Annotated in this window: 18 protein-coding genes; 6 read left to right on the top strand and 12 right to left on the bottom strand. The window is 69.6% G+C overall.

All coding sequences use genetic code 11. The features are described 5' to 3' along the window. Window positions 1–65 precede the first annotated feature (65 nt). The 3 genes from LY41_RS14665 to LY41_RS14655 form a co-directional block, all read right to left on the bottom strand. The gene (locus tag LY41_RS14665) at window positions 66–476 is read right to left on the bottom strand and encodes a hypothetical protein (protein WP_253864543.1); all 411 of its coding nucleotides are present in this window, start codon (window positions 474–476) and stop codon (window positions 66–68) included. Between the two features lie 71 nt (window positions 477–547). Further along, window positions 548–1708: a hypothetical protein gene (locus LY41_RS14660; protein WP_253864542.1), complete on the bottom strand. Its 1161-nt coding sequence runs from the start codon at window positions 1706–1708 to the stop codon at window positions 548–550. A gap of 150 nt (window positions 1709–1858) precedes the next feature. Further along, a complete protein-coding gene (locus LY41_RS14655; RefSeq protein WP_253864609.1) occupies window positions 1859–2665 on the bottom strand; it encodes an ArsR/SmtB family transcription factor in 807 nt (268 codons plus the stop codon). Window positions 2666–2788: 123 nt separating this feature from the next. Here LY41_RS14655 and LY41_RS14650 point away from each other — a divergent pair, with 123 nt between their 5' ends. The 3 genes from LY41_RS14650 to LY41_RS14640 all read left to right on the top strand — a co-directional run bounded on the left by LY41_RS14650 (window position 2789) and on the right by LY41_RS14640 (window position 5179). After that, on the top strand, window positions 2789–3055 hold the full coding sequence (locus tag LY41_RS14650) for a glutaredoxin domain-containing protein (protein ID WP_253864541.1): 267 nt from the start codon (window positions 2789–2791) through the stop codon (window positions 3053–3055). An 82-nt stretch (window positions 3056–3137) separates the two neighbouring features. Further along, window positions 3138–3617, top strand: a complete 480-nt coding sequence (locus LY41_RS14645) for a Fur family transcriptional regulator (RefSeq protein WP_253864540.1) — start codon at window positions 3138–3140, stop codon at window positions 3615–3617. 95 nt (window positions 3618–3712) lie between these two features. After that, window positions 3713–5179 carry a catalase gene (locus LY41_RS14640; protein WP_253864539.1) on the top strand — a complete coding sequence of 489 codons (1467 nt, stop codon included), beginning with the start codon at window positions 3713–3715 and terminating at the stop codon, window positions 5177–5179. Between the two features lie 51 nt (window positions 5180–5230). Here the strand turns inward: LY41_RS14640 and LY41_RS14635 are convergent, their stop codons facing one another. Together LY41_RS14635 and LY41_RS14630 are read right to left on the bottom strand one after the other, a co-directional pair. Further along, entirely contained in the window at window positions 5231–6820 is a 1590-nt protein-coding gene (locus tag LY41_RS14635) for a GMC oxidoreductase (protein ID WP_253864538.1), read from the bottom strand. A gap of 94 nt (window positions 6821–6914) precedes the next feature. After that, on the bottom strand, window positions 6915–8306 hold the full coding sequence (locus tag LY41_RS14630) for a lipase family protein (RefSeq protein WP_253864537.1): 1392 nt from the start codon (window positions 8304–8306) through the stop codon (window positions 6915–6917). Between the two features lie 322 nt (window positions 8307–8628). On the opposite strand from LY41_RS14630, the gene LY41_RS14625 reads away from it, so the two are divergent. Further along, entirely contained in the window at window positions 8629–9273 is a 645-nt protein-coding gene (locus LY41_RS14625) for a TetR/AcrR family transcriptional regulator (RefSeq protein WP_253864536.1), read from the top strand. 80 nt (window positions 9274–9353) lie between these two features. On the opposite strand, the gene LY41_RS14620 is transcribed toward LY41_RS14625, so the two are convergent. Continuing rightward, window positions 9354–10043, bottom strand: a complete 690-nt coding sequence (locus LY41_RS14620) for a TetR/AcrR family transcriptional regulator (protein WP_253864535.1) — start codon at window positions 10041–10043, stop codon at window positions 9354–9356. Between the two features lie 132 nt (window positions 10044–10175). On the opposite strand from LY41_RS14620, the gene LY41_RS14615 reads away from it, so the two are divergent. After that, a complete protein-coding gene (locus LY41_RS14615; RefSeq protein WP_253864534.1) occupies window positions 10176–10634 on the top strand; it encodes a nitroreductase/quinone reductase family protein in 459 nt (152 codons plus the stop codon). A gap of 175 nt (window positions 10635–10809) precedes the next feature. Here the strand turns inward: LY41_RS14615 and LY41_RS14610 are convergent, their stop codons facing one another. The 3 genes from LY41_RS14610 to LY41_RS14600 are packed head-to-tail and all read right to left on the bottom strand — an operon-like array spanning window position 10810 to window position 13539. Further along, on the bottom strand, window positions 10810–11412 hold the full coding sequence (locus LY41_RS14610) for a LutC/YkgG family protein (RefSeq protein WP_253864533.1): 603 nt from the start codon (window positions 11410–11412) through the stop codon (window positions 10810–10812). Then, window positions 11405–12826, bottom strand: coding sequence for a LutB/LldF family L-lactate oxidation iron-sulfur protein (locus tag LY41_RS14605; RefSeq protein ID WP_253864532.1), 1422 nt, complete (start codon window positions 12824–12826; stop codon window positions 11405–11407). The genes LY41_RS14610 and LY41_RS14605 overlap by 8 nt, the downstream gene beginning before the upstream one ends. Continuing rightward, window positions 12808–13539 carry a (Fe-S)-binding protein gene (locus LY41_RS14600; protein WP_253864531.1) on the bottom strand — a complete coding sequence of 244 codons (732 nt, stop codon included), beginning with the start codon at window positions 13537–13539 and terminating at the stop codon, window positions 12808–12810. Before LY41_RS14600 ends, LY41_RS14605 begins: the two co-directional genes overlap by 19 nt. 321 nt (window positions 13540–13860) lie before the next feature. Here LY41_RS14600 and LY41_RS14595 point away from each other — a divergent pair, with 321 nt between their 5' ends. Beyond that, window positions 13861–14679, top strand: a complete 819-nt coding sequence (locus tag LY41_RS14595; protein ID WP_253864530.1) for a nitroreductase/quinone reductase family protein — start codon at window positions 13861–13863, stop codon at window positions 14677–14679. 212 nt (window positions 14680–14891) lie between these two features. On the opposite strand, the gene nhaA is transcribed toward LY41_RS14595, so the two are convergent. The 3 genes from nhaA to LY41_RS14580 form a co-directional block, all read right to left on the bottom strand. Beyond that, a complete protein-coding gene (gene nhaA, locus LY41_RS14590; protein WP_253864529.1) occupies window positions 14892–16208 on the bottom strand; it encodes a Na+/H+ antiporter NhaA in 1317 nt (438 codons plus the stop codon). A 628-nt stretch (window positions 16209–16836) separates the two neighbouring features. Further along, window positions 16837–17235, bottom strand: a complete 399-nt coding sequence (locus LY41_RS14585) for a VOC family protein (RefSeq protein WP_253864528.1) — start codon at window positions 17233–17235, stop codon at window positions 16837–16839. Beyond that, window positions 17232–17771, bottom strand: coding sequence for a DinB family protein (locus LY41_RS14580; RefSeq protein ID WP_253864527.1), 540 nt, complete (start codon window positions 17769–17771; stop codon window positions 17232–17234). The genes LY41_RS14585 and LY41_RS14580 overlap by 4 nt, the downstream gene beginning before the upstream one ends. Window positions 17772–17842: the final 71 nt, after the last annotated feature.

Below are 17842 nucleotides of genomic sequence, written 5' to 3'. Positions count from 1 at the left end.
TCGGTGGCCCTGCTGTGCGGCCGGTCCGGTGCCGGGGGTCGGACCGGCCGCACCGCACGGGCACCTCACCCGGGTCGTACGTTGCCGTGCCGGTCGACCGTGACCGACGCGGCCGGTCCGCCGGCCGGGCAGTCCTCACCGTTGGGATACGTCGGCTCCGGAACCACGGTCACCGGATCCAGCCGTTGCCCGTCGGCGGTGAGCGTGACGCGAACGGGTTCCGCCGGTAGCTCCGGGATGTCGGCGAACCCGTGCTGCGGATCGGCCGACCAGCGGGTCACGGCGTGCTCCCGGCAGGTTCCGTCCCGGCACCACTCGAGCACCATCTCGCTCGCTCCCGGCCCGCTGACGCCGATCCCGGGAGGCGAGCCGATGGCCGTGCACTCCTGTACGCCCGAACCGCACCCGCCCAGAGCGCCGAGTGCGAGCAGCCCGGGCAGCCACATCCACCGCATACCCACGTAGACGCGCGCCACGGCCGATTCGGTTGCAGGACTCGCCGTTGGTCCACTTCGGACCACTGGGGCTCGGCGGGTCGCCGGACGGCTCACTGCGGGTCGGGCTGCGGGTCGGGCTGCGGGTCGGTGACCTCGGCCAGGGCGGCCTCGGCCTCGCTCACGCGACGGTCGGCGGTGTCGAAGGCCTTGCGTGCCGCGGTGGTGCGGCGGCGCGCCTCTGCTTCGGCAGCCTCGGCCTCGCGGAGTTCGGTCACGGCGTCCCCTCGCGCCGCCCGAGCCTCGGCCAGCTCGGCGTTGCGTTTCCTGCGCCGATCCCGCTGCTCCCGCAGCCGTTGCTCCCGTTCCCTGCGTTCCTGCTCCAGCCGCTCCTGTTCACGGCGTTCCTGTTCCAGGCGCTCCCGTTCCCTGTGTTCCTGTTCCAGCCGGTCCTGTTCGCGGCTTTCGTGTTCCAGCTGGTCCCGCTCGTGGCGTTCCTGCTCGTGGCGCTCCTGTTCGTGACGATCCTGCCCCCGACGGTTGCGCTCGCGGCGCTGCTGCTTCTTGCCGCGGTGTTCCCGGTCCTGCCGTTCCGCCTGCGCGCGCCGGGCAGCCTCACCGGAGGTCGCGGTGGCCGCCGCTCGCCCGCCACCGGGTTGCCCGCCACCGAGTTGCCCGCTTTCGCCGGTCCGGTTCTCGCTCTGTCCGTCCCCGCGCCGGTCCCCCGGAGCCGGACCGGCACCGCCGCGGCCGCCCGCCCCGGGCTCCGACCCGGGAGCAGACAGGCCACCCGCGAACACATCGCCGGGCTGCAGTGCGGACACGAGGCAGCCGCGGGCGACCGCCTCGCCCGCATCGACGTCGGTCACGGCGGCGTCGAACGTGTCGTGCACCTCTGGCGAGACCGCCCCGCCGACACCGGCGGCCTCCAGTTCGGACAGCTCGCCGACCAGTTCCCGCCGCCGCTGCGACAGCTCGCGGATGCGATCACCGTCGAACTCGGCGTGCGCGGAACGCAGCTCGTCGCCGAGCGAGCGGAGTTCGCGTACCCGGTCGGGGTGCCGGCGCGCGAACCGGTTCACCCGCGCCGCCGCGACGGTGGGTTTGCGCAGTTTGCGGATCCGCGCCGCGAGGTCGCGATCGGCAGCCGACCGTGCCCGCTCGTTGCGCGCCTGCGTGAACTCCCCACGGTCGAGTGCGTACAACTCGGCCGCGACGGCGTCCAGTGCCGCGTCCCCGTCTGCGTCCGTACCGGTCCGCGCCGCGTCGTCCATGCGTTCAGCGTGCCGCACTCGCACTCTTCCGCGAAGTTCCTCGGCCACGTTCCTCGGCCACGTTCCCCGGCCGACGTTCCTCGGTCACCGCGGGCCGCAACCTCCGCCGGATCGGCGCCGATCCGGCGGAGGACACGGTTCGCGGCGCGCTCACGTCGCGGGCACGGCGGCCCCGGTTTCGAGGACGGTCTTGAGCTCGGCCACGAGTTCGGGCCAGCCCTGGGAGACCATCTGCCGCATGGTGCTGCCGTCGGGGAACCCGTCGTGGGTGACGGTGAGCCGCACCTTCTCACCGCGCCCGTCCGGATCGCCGCGGCTCTCGATCTCGAACGTCACGGTCGAACGCGACTCGGTGGCCAGCTCGGCGCGCAGCTCCTCACCGATGCCCACCGAGGTCGCCCACTCCGGGGTGGGCGTGTGCCACGTGTACGACAGCCTGCGGTACGGCTCGGCCTCGACGACCTGCTGAGCCGGATCCTCGGTGCGGCTGCCGCCCTCCTTCCACACCATCGGCGACCCGGGCCGCCAGTCGGTCTCGAACTCCACGCCCCAGTAGCGGCGTGTGAACGCCGGGTCGGTCAGCGCCTGCCACAGCTTCTCCGGCGTGGTCCTGATGTACGTCGTGTACACGAACGCGGGCTCGCCCATCGACGTCTGCTCCAATGCCTGTTTGAGGTCGGCGAGCGCTTCGACCCGCCTGCGGTCGTAGGTGTGGATCCAGCGGTCCGAGATCGCGTGGATCGGCGCGGCATTGAGGTAGTGCAGCTTCTCCCTGCCCCGGCGAATCGTGGTCACGAGATTCGCCTCCTCCAGCACGGCCAGGTGCTTGCTCACCGACTGGCGCGTCATGTCCAGCTCCGCGCACAGTTCCCGCAACGCCTGCCCGTTGCGGGCGTTGAGACTGTCCAGCAGCCGGCGTCGACCGGGGTCGGCCAGCGCCTTGAAGACCTCGTCCATCCGCTCCCGTTCCAATATGCAACCGTCCGGCTGCCTTTCCAGGTTAGGCAGCTGTACGGTTGCATGTCAAGCTGCGTCACATCACCCGCCGATTCTTCGTAGTGGCGACGTACGGTCGGAGTCGTGGCAATTGACGAGATCGAGTTCTACTGGCGACCCGGCTGCCCGTTCTGCATGATGCTCGAGACGCAGCTCGACAAGACCGACCTGCCGGTCCGAAAGATCAACATCTGGGAAGAGCAGGGCGCGGTCGAGCGCGTGCGCGCAGCCGCCGACGGCAACGAGACCGTGCCGACCGTGTACGTCGGCGAGCGCTCGCTGGTGAACCCCGGCATGGCCGAACTCGAGGACCTCGTCCGCTCCGAAGCACCCCAGCTCCTCGGCGAATAACCTCTCCGCCGCAGGCGCGGCGCGCCTCGCCCGCCGCGCGAAGGGAGTTTGACCGCATCCAGTTCGGGTAGTCCCGCAAGTGATGGATGCAGGTTCACCCCCGGACGTCGCCGCACTGCTGCGCTCGGTCGGGCTGCGCGTCACCGGCCCACGCCGACGCGTCCTGACCTGGCTCGAACACCACCCGCACTCGACCGCGGACGCCGTCTGGGCCGGCGTCCGCGGGCAACCCGCGTCGGTGTCACGCCAGGCCATCTACGACGTACTGCGCGCCTGCGAGGAAACCGGCCTGGTGCGTTCGATACAGCCTGCCGGTCACGCGGCCCGCTACGAACGGCGTGTGCACGACAACCATCACCACCTCGTCTGCCAGTCATGCGGGCGGACGGAAGACGTCGACTGCGCCACCGGCCCGGCGCCCTGTCTCACCCCGAGTGATCACCGCGGCTTCGACGTTTCCGGGGCCGAGGTCATGTTCTGGGGCCTGTGCCCTGCGTGCCGACAGCAACGGCAGGCCGAGTCCGCCCCGGCCGAGCAGACTCCCGTTCCCCACGGCGGCTGACCCGGCGACGGCGGCACCGCCCGCCGGGACACGCCCACGGATTCACAACCGACACGCCACCACGCGGATGCCGCAACGAGGAGGAACCGAACGACATGGCCGCACCCACCAACCGTCCCGCCACCACCACCGACGCCGGCATCCCCGTCGAAAGCGACGAACACTCGCTCACGGTCGGCGCAGGCGGGCCGATCCTGCTGCAGGACGCGTACCTCATCGAGCAGATGGCCCAGTTCAATCGCGAACGCATCCCGGAACGGCAGCCGCACGCCAAGGGCAGCGGCGCGTTCGGGCGCTTCGAGGTGACCGGCGACGTCAGCCGGTACACGAAGGCCGCGCTGTTCCAGCCGGGCGCGAAGACGGAGATGGTCGCGCGCTTCTCGACGGTCGCGGGAGAACGGGGCAGCCCCGACACGTGGCGGGACCCGCGCGGTTTCGCTCTGAAGTTCTACACCTCGCAGGGCAACTACGACATGGTCGGCAACAACACACCGGTCTTCTTCATCAAGGACCCGATGAAGTTCCAGCACTTCATCCGCTCGCAGAAACGCCGTGCGGACAACAACCTGCGCGACCACGACATGCAGTGGGACTTCTGGACGCTCTCGCCCGAGTCGGCGCACCAGGTGACGTGGCTGATGGGCGACCGCGGCATTCCGCGTTCCTGGCGGCACATGAACGGCTACACGTCCCACACGTACATGTGGATCAACGACAAGGGCCAGGAGTTCTGGGTCAAGTACCACTTCAAGACCGACCAGGGAATCGAGTGCTTCACCCAGCACGAGGCCGACCAGATGGCCGCCGTCGACACGGATTACCACACGCGTGATCTGTTCGAGCACATCGCAGCGGGCGACTATCCGAGTTGGACACTGTACGTGCAGGTGATGCCGTACGAGGACGCGAAAACGTACCGGTTCAACCCGTTCGACCTGACGAAGGTGTGGCCCCACAGCGACTACCCGCTGATCGAGGTCGGCCGCATGACGTTGGACCGCAACCCGACCGACAACCACGCGGAGATCGAACAGGCCGCGTTCCAGCCGAACAACCTCGTACCCGGAATCGGTCCCAGCCCGGACCGGATGTTGCTGGGCAGGCTGTTCTCGTACGCCGATGCCCACCGCGCCCGCATCGGCGTCAACTACCAGCAACTGCCGGTGAACGCCCCGGTCGCAGCGCTCGAGTCGTACTCGAAGGACGGGGTGATGGCGTACCGGAAGACGAACGATCCCGTCTACGCGCCGAATTCGAAGGGCGGCCCCGCGGCCGACAGCGAGACCCACAGCCCGCCGACCTGGCAGGCCGACGGCGACATCACCCGCGCCGCCTACGTGTCCCACCCCGCCGACGACGACTGGACCCAGCCCGGCACGCTCGTGCGGGAGGTCATGGACGAAGGCGCCCGCGACCGGCTGGTCGACAACGTCGTCGGGCACCTGCTCAAGGGCGTCACCGAACCCGTGCTGGAGCGGGCGTTCGAGTACTGGAAGAACATCGACCCGACGGTCGGCAAGCGCATCGAGGACGGCGTGCGCTCGAAGCACGGCAAGACGTGACCGGAGGCGACGTGGTGGTCCCGGCTCCGCGTTCCTAGGTCACCGGTCGCGTCAAATGACCTGCTGGACGTCCTGGGCGGCGATGTTGTCCATCGCGCGCTCGGCGACCGCGGCGATCGTCATCGACGGGTTGCAGGCTCCGGTCGTACCGGGGATCAAGGCGCCGTCGAGCACGTACAGGCCCGGCTGGTCGTGCACTCTGCCGTCCAGATCGCACACCGAGCCCATCGCTGCCCCACCGAGTGGGTGCCAGGTGCTGTTGACCAGCTCATTGGTGTCGGTGAGCACGCCGAGACCGGTCGCGACCTCCGAGACCCGCCGATGGATGTGCCGGTAGCTGGTGGCGTCACCCTCCCGGGGAAAGTGCAGGGACACCGAGTCGGTGTGCGAGTCGTACGCGAAGTGCCCGCGGTCGGCACTCACCCCGAACCCGACCAGCATGGTCGTTCTGGTGTTGATCCCCAGGGGTGGCACCGAAGCCTGGATGACGGTGTTCGCCGTAGCCGGGTCGTTCCACTCCTTGCTGCCGTAGACCACGGGTCCGCCCTGGACCGCGCCCAGGTTCTCCTCGAGGTCGGTCCAGGCGTAGATGCGGTCGCCGTTGGTGCCCCACTCCCCGCCGAGGCCGTCGGGCAGACCGGGGATCGCACCGGTTTCCCGGGCGCGCACCAGCAGCTTGCTGGTGCCCGTGCTGCCCGCCGCCATGATCAGCGCGTTGGTGGTGAGCAGCTTCTGCTCGAGCACACGGCCGTTGTCATCGGTCCGGTCGACGTGTACCTCCCACCGGCCATCCCGCGTACGGGCGACGCCGGTGACGTTGTGATGGGTGGCGACGGTGGCCTTGCCGGTCCGCTCGGCCGCCGCGAGGTAGGTGACGTCGACCGAGTTCTTGCCACCGTTGTTCACCCCGAACGCGCAATCCCCGTTGGTGTAGGAGGGCTTCATGTCACCGCGGAGCTCGGCCAGTGCGTAGTCCCAGTCGATCGGCATCGGGACCTTCTCGAGGTCGTAGCCCGCCCGGCTCACCCGCTCACCGAACACCCTCGCGGCGTAGTAGTTCGGCGAGGCGATCAGCTCGTCGGGGGCGGTCGCCGTCCGGAGCATCCGTGCGACCCGCGGATAGTGGATCTCGTTCATCCGGCCGTAGTCGAGCCGTTCGGGCAACCATGTGTTGAACACCGCTTCCGACGGTTGCAGCGTCATGCCCTGGTAGACGAGCGATCCCCCGCCGACGCCGGCGGCGCAGATGCTCAGGATGTTCTCGCCCAGCACCGGTTCCAGCAGCCCGACGTAGGGTTCGAAGTTCAGCGGGGCGCCGAGCAGCGTCGCCAGGGGCCTGGCGGCGTCCGGGACGGTGCCGTACCAGAGCGCTCGTTTGTCCAGGTTGGACACGCGGGGAAAGGTTTCGGCGTCGGGACCGGTCGGCCAGCGGCGTCCGCGTTCGAGCACGGTGACCGGGACGCCGGCCTGGGCCAGGCGCAGCGCGGCAACACCGCCGCCGAATCCGGAACCGATGACGACGGCGCGGTGTTCCTCTCGGGTGAACCGGACCCGCGCCGAGGCGATTCCGGAGCCGAGCATGCTCGCCGCCGTGATGCCGGCGGCTCCTGCAAGCACGCTCCGTCTCGTGGTGGTGGTCATGTGGGGCTGACTCCTCGTGATGGTGAGCGGGTCCGGGCGCGCGGACACGGACAGCCGGTCGTCCGCGCGCCCGGCACGTGGCGGCGGGAGAGCGTCAGGGTTGTTCGGGCAGCGAGTCGCAGTTCGAGCTCGCCGGCTCGCCCGTGAGGCGATCCTTCAGCCACGACACCGCCTTGCCCTGGTCGAGCAGCAGCGGGGCCAAGTGGTTGAGCAGCAGTCCGTCGCCGAGGTTCGGAAGGCGGACGGGCGCGTAGGTGAGCTCGGCGCCCTGGGCACACCAGTCGGCGGCGAGCTGCCTGGTCTGTGCGTGCGCGACGAGATCGTCCTGCACCCCGGACGTGACGCGCACCGCGGTGGCGGGCTTCTCGGTGCCGATGCGCTGCTCGTCCAGTACTTCCTGCAAGCGCGGTTCCGCTTGCACGATCTCCCCGAGGGACTGGCCCGTGGTCGTCCAGTCGCTGCTGCGGGTGAAGGCGTGGCCGAGGATCCCGCCACCGACGCACTTCGTGGCCAGATCCTCGAGCGCGGATCTGCCCGCGTCGTTGAGGTACTCATCGGCGATGGGCCGCAGATCCGGGTACGTATGCAGGAACCCGTTCAGCGTCCAGCCGAGTGCACCCGCCAGGGCGCTGCCGTCGATGCCACCGATGACCTTGGTGAGGTCGGCGGGCGGTGCGCCGACGTAGGCGCCGGCCAGTGCGACGTCCGGGGCGTAGGTGGGCTGCAGTTCGACAGCCGAGGCGCCGGCACCACCGCCCTGGCTGTAGCCGTAGAGACCGACGCGCGACTCGGGGGTGATCGACGCGCCGGGCAGCGCACGCGCCGCGCGGACGGCGTCGAGCAGGGCGTGCCCGCTGTCGACCCGATTGACGTAGGTGTGCGGCCGGTCGGTCGTGCCGAGCCCGATGTAATCGGTGACGACCACGCCTGCCCCGGCGGCCAGCAGCCGGTAGATCGCGATGTCCTCGTAGCCGACCGACACCGAGTCACCGTTGAGTTGGATCGGGTGCTCCAGCCCCTTCGAGGCCGAGCACCCGTCTCCCTGGCCCATGGTCCCGGGCGCCACGGCCACCAGCGGACGCGGTCCTTCGCCGCGCCACGACGCCGCGGGGTCGATGTAGGCGCCCGTGACGGCCGCGGGCTCGCCGGTGGAGTCGGTGGTCTTGTACATCAGGCGGGTGGCCGTACCGGGCAGCCGCTGCCCGTCGATGCTGGGCAGACTCGCCGCAAGCGGCAGCGGCTCGGTGCGCACCAGGGCGCCGTCGGTTTCCGGGAGCTTCGCGGGTGGATCGTAGAAGTTCGAGCTCTCCGCCTCGGGCGAACGGGCGTCCGCCGATGCCGGCGGTGCCTGGATACCGGCGAGCAGCAGCGCGGCGGCGCTCGCGGCGGCGCTCGCGGCGATCAGGCCGCGTACGCGCAGGCGACCGCGCGCAGGCGGGGCGGAGGCGGCGGATGACGGGTGCCGCCGGAGGCGGGATCGGGGCATGCGGATCACTCCCTGCGTCATTGGATGGGACGAACTGCGCAAGCCGATCGGGTTCGCTGTCGGTCACCGCGACCCGTGCGGCGCCCGGCCTGCTCGTGTGGAAGCGGCGGCGATGCGCGCTTCCACAGGCCGGTCGCGTCGGTCGGCGCACGGTTCGTGGCCGCATGCCCGGCGACGCGTCGTCAACTCCTGCTATGACCTCGGTTACTGGCGAGTCACCCCGGGAGCATAACGTGGACGTCACTCAGTGCCAAGATGACATCATGTGTCACCAGGGCCGGCCCCTATACTCGGACGACCGGCGACACAGGAGCAGTGAACAGTGGTGGGCAACGCGACATCTGGCAATGCGAACGACGAGCCGACCGCCAGGCCCTCGCTCAACAACCGGCGGAAAGCCGCTCTACGACTGGAGATCGCGCGGCACGCGGTCGACCTGTTCACCGCGCAGGGCATTGCCACCACCAAGGGCGAGCAGATCGCCCGTGCGGCGGGCATCTCCACTCGCACACTGTGGCGACACTTCCCCACCAAGGAGAGCTGCGTACGCCCACTACTGGCCGCAGGCCTGGAGGCAGCCACCGAACAACTGCGCGACTGGCCGCCGAACGTCGGCCTGCTGGGTTTCTTCGTCAACTCCTGCGAAAGCGCCACGCTGCCCCAGGCCGAACCCGCTGTGCTCAACCTGATCCGCATGACCCACACCGAGCCGGCCCTGCGGGTGGTGTGGCTGCAGGCACACGACGACGCGCTTCCGGTCCTCTGCCGACTCCTCGCCGACCGCTCCGGCCTGAGCTCCGACAACCTGCGTATCAAGGTCCACGCGGCGACCCTGAACGGAGCTCTACGTGCTGCGGCCGAGGACTTCGCCCAGCGCTACGCCACCGACAACAGCGCCGGAAACGAAGAACTCACAGCCTGCCTGCGCACCGCACTGCACACCGCGGCAGAGGGACTGCCGTACTGACCGAATCTCGGGCAATCACTCGACAACCCTTACCGCACCCGCCGTGATCGCGGCGTTGAGCCGCCGTGCCGGGCCTCCGGTCAGTCGAGCCCGGCGGTGCGCAGCTGCACGTCGACGGCGCGTGCGAAGTACGAGTCCGCCGGGTCGAGGGTGTTGGCGAACTGGCCGGTGAACTCCAGCGCCACCGTGCCGAACAGCTGGGTCCACGCATCGACGGCCTGCAGCACGACCTCCTCGGGCAGACCGGTCAGGTCGAGCGCCGCCGTGATCGTGCGCGCCTGGGTTCGCAGCGGCTCGCCGGGTTCGGCCCCACCGGCGCGCATGCCTGCCGACTGCCAGGCATCGTGCACGATCCGCAGGAAGCAGCCAGGGATGCGACCTGCGGGCGCGACGGTGTCCTGCGGAGCGCGATACCCCGGCACCGGTGTTCCGTAGAGCAGTGCGTACTCGTGCGGATGACTGCTCACCCACGTGCGCAGCGCGAATGCGGCCGCGCGCCAGCGATCGGCGGGGCCGTCACCGGATGCCGCCGCTGCGTCGAGGGTATCGCCGAGCGCGTCGTACGCGTCCACGATGAGCGCGGTGAGCAGGTCGTCCCGACTCGGAAAGTAGCGGTAGAGCGCGGACGAGACCATCCCGAGTTCCCGTGCGACCGCCCGCAGGGAGAGGCCGTTCGCACCCTTGTCGGCGAGCTGCTTGCGGGCCTCCTCCTTGATCTCGGCCGTCAGCTCGGCGCGGGCGCGTTCCCGGGCGGTGTGGTGGGCGGGCATGGCGTGATTATCGCACCTGTGTGATCGCTGCACCACATCGAGATCAGTGATCTTGATTTTTGAGGTCAAGACGGGGACTCTAAACGGGAGAGCAGTGCTCTCAAATTAGACAGCTGATCTCGAGGAGGGGTTGTGACCGAGAACGTGCGTTACCTGGAGCCCGCCCGGTCGACAGTGGCGTTCAACGCCGTCGTGGCACGCCTGACCCGGCTGGGCATCAGCCTGTGGGGAAGCAGGGTGCTGTCGGTACGCGGACGGAAGACCGGGGAATGGCGGTCGGTTCCGGTGAACCTGCTGGTCATCGACGGTGTGCGCTACCTCGTGGCCGCCCGCGGGCACACCCAGTGGGTGCGGAACCTGCGCTCGGCGGGAGAGGGCACGCTGCGCGTCGGACGGAGGGTCGAGTGGTTCGAGGCGGTCGAGCTCGGCGACGACGACAAGCCGCCGGTCGTCCGCGCCTACCTCGAGCGATGGGGATGGGAGGTCGGCGCGTTCTTCGACGGGATCGACGCGAGGTCGTCGGACGACGACCTGCTCGCAGCCGCCCCGGGCGTCCCGGTGTTCCGCATCTCGTCCGGGCGCGGCGGCTGACTCGTCGATCGGCGACTGCGCCGACCCGGCCGCCACCGCCACCCGGCTACGGACGACCCTCTGAACCGCAGCACCGTCCCGGAACCCGCAACACGGGCCCCGCGAACTGCAACACGCGCCCCGGAATCCGCAACACGGCGTCCTGGGTGCAGGACACGCGCGTTGGGCGGGCGGGTCAGGTGACCAGCAGGACTTCCAGGGTGCGGGGGCCGTGGACACCTTCGACGCGGTCGAGTTCGATGTCGCTGGTCGCGGACGGCCCGCTGATGAACGTCAGCGGAGCCGTGGGGTCCAGCCGTTCGATCGCCTCCGGCACGCTCACCACGATCTGGTCCGCGTGCACGATGCACAGGTGGTGGTCGGGCACGAGCGTGAGCGCCCGCCTGCCCTGGCCGCGACCCGCGTCGAGCACGATGGTGCCGGTCTCGGCGATCGCGATCGCACACCCGCTGAGCACTCCGTCGGCACTGTCCAATTCGGCCACAGTGAGTGGCGGTGCGTCGGCCAGCCACGGCACTTCGGGAACGCACCACTCTCGCGGGACGTCCGGCGGCACGACGATCCGCCCGCGGCCGTCGAGCCGCTCGGCGATCCGGTACGGCAGTTCCCGCGCAGCCGTCCGGTACACCGTGGCCTGGTAATCCGTGATGCGTTCGGCCAGCAGCTCGACGGGGTCACCGGCGTGGCGGGTCCGTTCGTAATCGCGTGACACCGGCGACGGCGCCGGGCGATCGACTGCGCGAATCCGTCCGAGGATCTCGTCGCGCGCGCTAACCACGGTTGCGCCTCCACCACGCCCGGAAAGATTCCTTCGGCACCACCGGCGCGTCCCGGGTGTCCGTCCACTTCGAACCCGGCCACGGCAGGGACGACAGCGTTCCGTCGCGCGCCAGGAATCGGGTGAGCGAGCCGGCCTTCTGCGCCGCCTCGTACCGCCTGCGATCACCGAACACCCATGCGGCCGCAGACATCGCCATCGCCTCGGGTGTTCGCTTTCCCTTCGCCTCCACCACTTCCGCGCGCAAATGTGTCAGCACCTCGGGGATGTTGATCCGAACCGGACAGACCTCGTAGCACGCACCGCACAGCGACGACGCGTACGGCAGTGACGCGGCCTGCTCGTCGTGGAGGTCCCCTGCCAGTTGCGGCGCGAGGATCGCACCGATCGGCCCTGGATACACGGACCCGTACGCCTGACCTCCCGTGCGTTCGTACACCGGGCAGACGTTCAGGCACGCCGAGCACCGGATGCACCGCAGCGCCTGCCTGCCGACCTCGTCGGCGAGCGTCGACGTCCGGCCGTTGTCCAGCAGCACCAGGTGGAACTTCTGCGGCCCGTCGCCGGGAGTCACCCCCGACCAGGTCGACGTGTACGGGTTCATCCGTTCCGCTGTGGACGATCGGGGCAACAGCTGGAGGAACACCTCGAGGTCCTGCCAGCGTGGCAGTACCTTCTCGACGCCCATCACGGTGATCAGGGTTTCCGGGAGGGTCAGGCACATCCGGCCGTTGCCCTCGGACTCCACCACGACGATCGAACCGGTGTCGGCGACGCCGAAGTTGGCCCCGGAGATCGCGACCTTCGCCGACAGGAACTTGCGCCGCAGGTATTTGCGGGCCGCCTCGGCGAGCGCGTGGGGATCGTCGGAGGTCGGCGGTTCGGGCATCTGCGCGAAGATCTCCTTGATCTCAGCGCGGTTGCGGTGGATCGCCGGCACGAGGATGTGCGAAGGCCGGTCGTCTCCCAGTTGGACGATCACCTCGGCGAGGTCGGTCTCGATCGCGTTCACCCCGCCGTCGGCGAGCGCCTCGTTGAGCCCGATCTCGGCCGTGGCCATCGACTTGACCTTGACGACCTCGTCGGTGTCCTCGGCCTGCACCAGGTCGAGGACGATGCGGTTCGCCTCCTCGGCATCGCGCGCCCAGTGCACCACGCCGCCGCGGTCGGTGACGGCCGCTTCGAGGCGTTCCAGATAGGTGTCGAGGTTCGCCAGCACGTCGTCCTTGACGGACTCGCCTGCTCTGCGCAGTTCCTCCCAGTCGCCGAGTTCGGCCACCGCCGACTCGCGCTTGCCGCGGATCGTGGTGGTGGCCTTGCGGAGGTTGCCGCGCAGTTGCGTGTCGCCGAGGGCATCGCGCGCGGCGTCGGGAAAAGTCGGGCTGCCAAGCCACGTCACGGGGTTGCGACCCACGGCTCCTCCTGTGTGCTCGCCAGAATCTCGGCCAGGTGCACGGTGCGGACACCCGCGCGCATCCGGGACAGGCCGCCGCCGATCTGCATCAGGCACGAGTTGTCGCCCGCGGTCACGACCTGCGCACCGGTGTCCTGCACGCACCGCATCTTGTCCGCGAGCATGGCGGTGGAGGTCTCGGCGTTCTTCAACGCGAACGTGCCGCCGAAGCCGCAGCACTGCTCCGCCTGCGGCAGCGCGACGAGCTCCAACCCGGAAACGGCTCGCAGCAGGCGCAGGGGTTTGTCGCCGACACCCAGCATGCGCAGCGAATGGCACGTCGGGTGATAGGTGACCCGGTGCGGGAAGTGCGCGCCCACGTCGACGACGCCGAGCACGTCCACCAGGAACTCGCTCAGCTCGTACGTGCGCGTGGCCGCGGGCGACGCGGCGCACAGGTTCGGATGGTTCTCCCGCACCATGCCCGCGCACGAGCCGGAGGGCGCCACGACGTGGTCATAGCTGTCGAACACGTCGGCGTAGGCACGCGCCATCGGCCGCGCGTGCTCGGCGTACCCGGTGTTGAAATGCATCTGCCCGCAGCACGTCTGGTCCAACGGGAAGTCGACGTCGCAGCCGAGTCGTTCGAGCAGGCGCACCACGGCCTTGGCGGTCTCGGGATAGACCGTATCGGTGAGGCACGTAGGAAACAGTGCGACGCGCGGCCCGCTCACCCCGGGACCGCCTCGTCCTCAATGGACACCGGAGCCCGCGTTGCGTCACCCGTCAGCACACCCCGACTCTACGACCTGTGCCGCTCCCGCGCGAGGCCTGTGCCGCTCCCACACGAGACGTTGCACGCCACGCAGTGCGTCCGTTAGCGTCGGCGCCGTGACTGCCGGGTCGGCCAGGTGTGGCCACGCACGAGAGAGGTTCCCGGCCACCGCGTGATCGCGCGGTGGGCCCGGAGCTGCTCACGAGCGCGGGGCCCGCCACTACGCACTGCTTTTCGACGGTTCGAATCCTCAGGCCCTCACTCCGAAAGCAGTGTGTACATGAACGATTTCAACAGACCGGTCATCGACGAGTTCCGGGCCGCGGGCGGCCGTGTCGGCGGCATGTTCGCCGACGCCAGGCTGTTGCTTCTCACCACCACCGGCGCGCAGAGCGGCCTGCGGCACACCACTCCGCTGGGTTATTTCCCCGACGGCGAGCGCGTGCTCGTGATCGCGTCGGCCGCGGGCTCCGACCGGCATCCCGACTGGTTCCACAACATCGAAGCGGACCCGCGCGTGACCGTCGAGGACGGAGCATTCACCTACGACGCCCACGCCGAGACGCTCGAGGGCGAAGAACGCGACACGGTGTTCGCCCGCGTCGTCGAGGCCGAACCGGGCTTCGGCGACTACCAGCGCAAGACCTCACGAGTCCTGCCGGTGGTCGCGCTGTCACCGATCGCCGACGGGCCGCCGGGCGGCGGTTCCCTCGCGGACATGCTGGTGGGCATCCACGACAACTTCCGGCGCGAGCTCGAGCTGGTCAGGAAGGAACTGGCCGGTTCGGGGCCGACGCTGGGAGCGCAGCTGCGCATCAACTGCATGACGCTGTGCCAGGGACTGCACAATCACCACGTCGGCGAGGACATGGGCCTGTTCGAAGCCATCGGCGCCAAGCACCCGGAGCTGGCCGACGCCCTCGCACGGTTACGCAGTGAACACGACACCGTCGCCGACCTCACCGCAGCGATCCGAACCGCCGTACAGGACGAGTCGCGGGATACGGCGCGTGCCGAGGTCGAGCGGCTCGCCGACGAGCTCGAACGGCACCTGGACCACGAAGAACAGCAGCTGCTGCCCGCACTCAGGGCCATGTGACGGCCCGGACCCGGTTCGGAACCCAGCGCGGCCAACTCGACGCGGTCAACTCGGCGCGGCCAGCACAGCGCGGCCAACACAGCGCGGCCAACTCGGTGCGGCCAGCACAGCGCGGCCAACACAGCGCGGTCAACTCGGCGCGGCCAGCACAGCGCGGCCAACACAGCGCGGCCCCGGAGAGCGCAGCGCGCTTCCCCGGGGCCGCGGCGGTGTCACTTCGAGGAGTCGTCGGACTTGGCCTGATAGATGTCCGGGACGCCGTCACCGTCGTCGTCACGGTTCTCGAGCTCGTGCAGCCGCTTGTACACGCGGTTGCGTGCCCGGAGCACGATCGTGCCCAGCACGGCTGCGAGGATCGAACCGGAGAGGATCGCGATCCGGACGTGGTCGTCCTCCGGCGTGCCGACCCCGAAGGCGAGTTCGCCGATGAGCAGACTCACCGTGAAGCCGATGCCGCCGAGCAAGGCGAGCCCGATGCCGTCGACCCAATTGAGCCCTTCGGCCATCCGGCCGCCGGTGAGTTTCGTGGCGAGCCACGCACCGCCCACGATGCCGATGGTCTTACCGAGCACGAGGCCGGTCATGACGCCGAGCGAGACCGGCTCCTGCCAGGCTTCGACCAGGCCGGACAGGCCCCCGATCGGAACGCCTGCCGCCATGAAGGCGAAGATCGGCACCGCCACGCCGGCCGACAGCGGGCGGAAGCGGTGTTCGAAGTACTCGGCGAGACCGGGGCCCGCATCCGGGCCGCCGGCCCGCTCGCTGCGCATCACCGGCACGACCATGCCGAGCGCGACACCCGCAATGGTCGCGTGGACACCGGAGGCGTGCACGAGCGCCCAGGTCACGACGGCGAGCGGCAGCAGCAGATACCAGGAGCGCACCCGTTTCTGCACCAGGAAGGTGAAGATGCCCAGCGGGACGAGCGCCAGCAGCAGCGGGACGATCGCCAGGTCGTCGGTGAAGAAGACCGCGATGATCAGGATCGCGATGAGGTCGTCGACCACCGCGAGCGTCAGCAGGAACATGCGCAGCGCGGCGGGCAGGAACGGCCCGGCGACCGCGAGGATGGCCACGGCGAACGCGATGTCGGTGGCCGTCGGGATGGCCCAGCCCTGCATGGCGCCGCCGAAGTTGAAGGCGACGTAGATCAGGGCAGGCGCGACGACACCGCCGATCGCGGCGACGACGGGAACGATCGCCTTACGGATGTCCCGCAGGTCACCCGCGACGAACTCGCGTTTGAGCTCGAGTCCGACGACGAAGAAGAAGATGGCCAGCAGGCCGTCGGCGGCCCAGTGGGAGATCGTCAGATCCAGGTGCAGCGATTCGGGGCCGATCTTGTACGACACCATGGACTGATACGCCTCTGACCAGGGCGAGTTTGCCCACAGCAGAGCGACCACGGCACCGATGATCAGTAGCGCGCCACCGACGGTCTCCTTGCGCAGGATGTCACCGATTCGGCGGGTCTCCGACCACGATCCGCGACCGAACGTGTCGTAGTCGTGGGAAGACGATTGCGACATTCACACTCCAGGGAAGGCAGCGGTCAAGACCATTGCCGACCAGACTTCCCGGCACACCTGGCCGCCAGGATAGTGGCCGCGCACAAGAAGACTAGCCCCTTCACGCCAGCTCGGCCGAGTGCGAGCAACGTCGGGTTGACACGGTGACCAGGTGTTTCCAGGGCCATTCGCGGCTGCTTTCGCCATTCAGTGACTCACTGTGACATGTACCTCCGTGATCCCGTGCACCTCAGGAATCCCATGCATCTCCGCAAGCCGGCGCATCTCCGCAAGCCGAAGCACCTCCGCAAGCCGAAGCACCTCCGCAAGCCGGAGCACCGCGCCGACACCCGCCGCCCCGAGGCCGGACACCGACCGCCGCCCCGGACCCGCACTCGGGCAAAAAAAGGGGCGCCGGCCCTTGCTGGGGGTCCAAGGGCCGGCGCCGGCGCGCCCTCTGGGGGAGGGAGGGTGCGCACCAGGGAAGAGCGGCCCCGCGCCCTCCGATGACGCACCCACGCGAAACTCACCCATCCGGGTGAGATGCCGACCGTGTTGCGGGTTCCGGGGCCCGTGTTGCGGGTTCCGGGGCGGCCCTTCGCAGGCGGCGGTCGGCGAAGCGCTGTGCGTGACGGGCCCGGGTTGCGGCTCACCGCTCGGCGACGAGCTCGACTTCGAAGCCCTCTCCGTTCTCGAGGAACGCGGCGTAGTGATCGGGCCCACCCGCGTGCGGGTGCCGGTCTGCGAACAGCAGCCGCCAGCCGCGGGCGGACGCCTCGGCGGCGAGGCGGTCCACGTCGGCGCGCCCACCTGCCCAGAACGCGACATGGTTCATACCCGCTCGCAGCCGGTCGTGCTCCCCCGACCGATCGGACCCCGCTTCCAGCACGACGTACCCGCTCGCCTCGTGCCGCCAGCTCTGGCCGTCCCGCCAGCGGTCGGAACACACGTACCCGAGCTCGCCGAGCAGCCAACCCCACTCGCGTTCGGCCGCGGCGAGGTCGCCGACCCACAGTTCCAGGTGGTGCAGTGCGCCCGTGCGCGTCATTCGCCGGTCTCGCCGTCGATGGACTCGCGCAGCAGGTCGGCGTGGCCGTTGTGCCTGGCGTACTCCTCGATCATGTGCAGCGTGATCCACCGCAGGTTCGGCGCGCTACCGTCCGGCCAGGACGAGTCGGCGAGCCGGTCGAACCCGCCGTCGGCGAGCGCCTCCGCGGTCAGCCTGCGTGAGGTGTCCACGGTGTTCTTCCACAGTGCGAACAGCTGCTCCGGTGTCTCGTCCGCGGCGGTGCGCCAGTCCCAGTCCGGGTCCCGGCTCCAGTCCACCGCATCCCACGGCGGTTCGGCCGGCAACCCGTGGAGACTGCGTGCGAACCAGTGATTCTCGACGAACGCCATGTGCTTGAGCAGTCCGCCCAGTGTCATGGCGGAGGCCGCGGTCGTCGCCCGCAGCGCGTCTGCCTGCAGCCGCGAACACTTCCACTCGAGCGTCTGCCGCTGGTAGTCGAGAAAGCCGAGCAGCTGGTCCTCCTCACCACCCCCGAGCGGCGGTTCGGTCCTGCCCTGTTCGTCTACATCGGACATAAAAATTGGCTCCTCGTCCCTGTTCGGTGTGATCGGCGATCCTGGCCCGGGCAGCTGCGTGTCCGATACTG

Origin of the sequence: Prauserella halophila, assembly GCF_024171895.1 — a bacterium.
In the GTDB taxonomy this organism is placed as follows: Bacteria; Actinomycetota; Actinomycetes; order Mycobacteriales; family Pseudonocardiaceae; genus Prauserella; species Prauserella halophila.
This window is presented reverse-complemented; position numbering and strand designations above follow the sequence as displayed.